Annotated in this window: 4 protein-coding genes; 3 read left to right on the top strand and 1 reads right to left on the bottom strand. The window is 70.2% G+C overall.

Features of this window, described 5'->3' with window-relative positions:
- The coding region (locus BIV23_RS41205) for an adenosylhomocysteinase (protein ID WP_143079199.1) at positions 1–304 on the top strand (304 nt) is incomplete at its 5' end.
- 200 nt (positions 305–504) lie between these two features.
- Positions 505–1,119, top strand: coding sequence for a hypothetical protein (locus BIV23_RS41200; RefSeq protein WP_071386135.1), 615 nt, complete (start codon positions 505–507; stop codon positions 1,117–1,119).
- Positions 1,120–1,177: 58 nt separating this feature from the next.
- Here BIV23_RS41200 and BIV23_RS41195 read toward each other — a convergent pair whose 3' ends face one another.
- On the bottom strand, positions 1,178–2,161 hold the full coding sequence (locus BIV23_RS41195) for an RDD family protein (protein WP_071386134.1): 984 nt from the start codon (positions 2,159–2,161) through the stop codon (positions 1,178–1,180).
- Positions 2,162–2,312: 151 nt separating this feature from the next.
- Between BIV23_RS41195 and BIV23_RS41190 the strand changes: the two genes are divergently transcribed.
- Positions 2,313–3,320 carry a stage II sporulation protein M gene (locus tag BIV23_RS41190; RefSeq protein WP_071386133.1) on the top strand — a complete coding sequence of 336 codons (1,008 nt, stop codon included), beginning with the start codon at positions 2,313–2,315 and terminating at the stop codon, positions 3,318–3,320.
- Positions 3,321–3,566: the final 246 nt, after the last annotated feature.

Below are 3,566 nucleotides of genomic sequence, written 5' to 3'. Positions count from 1 at the left end.
CGGCAAGACGATCATCGTGCTGTCCGAAGGCCGTCTGCTGAACCTGGGCAACGCCACCGGTCACCCGTCGTTCGTGATGTCCAACTCCTTCGCGGACCAGACGCTGGCCCAGATCGAGCTGTTCACCAAGCCGGACGCGTATCCGGTCGGTGTGTACACGCTGCCCAAGCACCTGGACGAGAAGGTGGCCCGTCTCCACCTGGACTCCCTCGGTGTGAAGCTGACGACGCTGCGTCCGGAGCAGGCCGCGTACATCGGCGTCGAGGTCGAGGGCCCGTACAAGCCCGACCACTACCGCTACTGAGCCCTCGGGTTCCGTAGCCCCGCCCGCCGGGGAGCGCGCCGGTGCACCACCGCGCTCCCCGACAGCAGGTCTCCCGAGGCAGGCCCCCGCACCCCCGTGCCGGGGGCCTGCCCCTTTCCCGGAACCGTCAGCCGGCCCGGAGACAGTCCGGACCGGTCGACCCGGCCCGGGCCGTCAGCCCGTCAAGCCCCAGGACCCCCATGCCCCGCGGCCGTTATTCGCTCCACGATCCGCACGATCACACCCCCCTCGCAGAAGAACACTTCCAATGCGCCCCCGGCCCGTCCGGCTGGCGCTACGTCTCCCGGCTGACCGGCCCCACCGGCGACCAGGTGGGCTCGGTCGACCTCGCCCTGGACGACCTCGGCCGCCCCATCCGCCTCGAACTGCACGCGGGAGGCTGGCAGGTACGCGGCGCCGCCCTCGATGGCGTCACCTGGGTCCGCACCGACCCCACCGGAACCCGTGCCACCGAAGGCAATGTGCGCGCCCACGCCTTCACCGGCACGTCTCCCGCGTTCCTCGTCGCCACCGTCCGTCTGCTGCGCCTCACCCCCTCCTCCGCCGAGACCCGCGTACGCCTGGTCGCCTTCACGGATCCGGTCCTCGCCCCCCGCACCGTGGACCAGTCCTGGGCCTTGGTGAACAGCGAAGCACACGCCACTGACAACGGCCCCCTGACCGTGGACGAATACCAGGTCACAGCCCTGGACACCGGTGAACGGCACAGCGTCCACATCGCCGGCGACGTCGTCCTGGCCGCGCCCGGCATCGAGCTGGAGGACCTCCAGACACCGCCGTCGTCCTTCGACTGAACGCGGAGGAACCCGTGAACGCGGAGGAACCCAACGCAGAGAACTCCTCGGCCCCGCCTCAGGCCGGCGGTGCGAATCCGGTGGACGGGCGGTCGGCCTTCGGCTCGTCCACCGGCCGTGCGGCAGGCGCGGCCGGCGGCGTGACGGGTGCCTGCGCTCGCTGTGGGCCCCGGTCCTCCGGTCCGGCGGACGGAGCGACGTTCCCGGTCGAGCCCGCTACGGGAACGGGCGGCGGCTGAAGGGCAATGGGCGCCACCGGAGCGCCGCTCCGCCCCGCGGACGGACCGAAACCGCCGACACCGAACGCCTGCCGGGCTTCACGGGACTGCCGCTCGTGCACCACGGCCGCGAGAAAGGCGGCGGCCGGCAGATCCGGCGGTACCGAAGCACCCGTACGCGCCGCGAGATCGGCCGCGAGCCGCTGCACCATCCCTGCAGAGACCTGCGGATCGAGCTGCGACATCCGCGTCAGGTACTGCCGCACGGCCAGCCACAGCCCGTCCGGCACGGCCGACAGGTCCAGCTCGGTGAACCGCCCCACGAGCCACGGCGGCGGGGGCGGTACGAATCCGGCCGGACCGGCGGGTATTCGCTCACGGACCACGAGTGTGCCCGCGAACACGTCCCCGAGCCGCCGGCCGCGCGCGGACACCAGAGAGGCGATACAGGCCACCACACCGAACGTCAGCAGGATCTCGACCACACCGATCGCACCGCGCACCAGCGCATGCCGGAACCGGATCGGCCCGCCGTCGTCCCGCACCACCCGAAGCCCGAAGGCCAGCTTCCCCAGCGACCGCCCATGACTGAGTGTTTCCACCGCGATCGGTCCGCCGACCAGCACCAGCAGAAACGTCGCGATCGACAGGGCCACCTGCGCGGCCTCGTCCATGGAGGCCGTCGACATCACCAGCGCCACCGTGACCACCACGTATGCGGTCACCGCCACCACCAGGTCGAACAACACGGCCAGCGCCCTGCTCGGCAGCCTCGCCGGCAGCAGTTCGAGCGCCACCGCCTCACCGGTCACCAGCTCACTCACGCCCGCCGTCCTTCCCTGATCTGCCCTTGGAGCCGCAAGTCTGCCAAGCTGTGCGCGCATCGCGCCTCAGTGCGACAAGCTGACGGCAGATGCGAGCATCCACGACGAGCGGACGAGCTGTCGACGACCAGCCGAGGAGCAGGCAGACCCGATGGACCTGGACGTCTTCGTCTCCGCGCATCGCGCCGAATGGGACCGCCTCGACGCCCTGCTCCGCCGCCGACGCCGGCTCAACGGCGCCGAAGCCGACGAACTCGTCGCGCTCTACCAGCGCACCGCCACCCATCTCTCCCTCATCCAGTCCAGCGCTCCGGACCCGCAGCTGACGGGACGGCTCAGCCAACTGGTGGCACGCGCGCGTAGCGCCGTCACCGGCACCCGCCGCGCCTCATGGCGTGACGTCACGCGCTTCCTGGGCCAGGGCTTCCCGGCAGCCGTCTATCGCACGCGCCATTGGTGGGTACCCACGGCACTTGTCTCCACGGTCATCGCCATCCTGCTCGGCTGGTGGATCGGCACCCACCCGGACGTGCAGTCGTCCATCGCGGCCCCGAGCCAGCTGCGCTCGCTGACCCGCCCCGGCGGCGAGTACGAGACGTACTACTCCAGCCACCCCGCGGCCGCCTTCGCCGCCCAGGTGTGGACGAACAACGCCCAAGCGGCCGCGATGTGCCTGGTCCTGGGCGTTTTCCTGGGTCTGCCCGTCCTGTGGATCCTGTTCGAGAACATGCTCAACCTGGGCGTCGGGTTCGGCCTGATGTCCTCCGCAGGCCGCCTCGACACCTTCTTGGGGCTGGTCCTCCCGCACGGCCTGCTCGAACTGACCGCCGTCTTCGTCGCCGCGGGTACGGGCCTGCGCCTGGGATGGACCCTCATCGACCCCGGCCCCCGCACGCGCCGTACCGCTCTCGCCGAGGAGGGACGGGCGGCGGTCGGCATGGCGATCGGCCTGGCCCTGGTCCTCTTCGTCTCCGGCGCCATCGAAGGCTTCGTCACCCCCTCCGGCCTGCCCACCTGGGCCCGTATCGGCATCGGCATCGCGGCCGAGCTGGCATTTCTGACGTACGTCTACGTCCTGGGCGGTCGAGCGGTACGCGCCGGCGAGACGGGCGACCTCGACGCGACGGACCGCAGCGCCACCGTCCCCACCGCTGCCTGATGTGCGTTCCACGCCTGTGAGCTGCTATTCTCCTCTTCGCCCCGCAGAACCCGTTGACACGGGTGACGTGGGGAGGTAGATTCAAACAGTTGCCTAGAGCTGGACAAGTTCGGCGGCGAGCGTTAGAATCTACGAGCTTCCTGAGGGAAGTCGAGAGCGACTTACTTGGAGAAGCACCTCCCGATTACTCAGAAATGAGCGGCCGGTCAGACCGGTCAGGAACTTCTGATAAAGTCGGAACTGCCG

The sequence above is a fragment of the Streptomyces monashensis genome, from assembly GCF_001866665.1.
GTDB classification, from domain to species: Bacteria; Actinomycetota; Actinomycetes; order Streptomycetales; family Streptomycetaceae; genus Streptomyces; species Streptomyces monashensis.
The sequence above is the reverse complement of the archived record's forward strand: the minus strand, read 5'-3'. Positions and strand labels throughout refer to the sequence as shown.

What these genes read in the sequence shown, in the direction of transcription:
- BIV23_RS41200 (WP_071386135.1), top strand. Translation starts at nt 505, where the DNA reads ATGCCCCGCGGCCGTTATTCGCTCCACGATCCGCACGATCACACCCCC.
- BIV23_RS41190 (WP_071386133.1), top strand. Translation starts at nt 2,313, where the DNA reads ATGGACCTGGACGTCTTCGTCTCCGCGCATCGCGCCGAATGGGACCGC.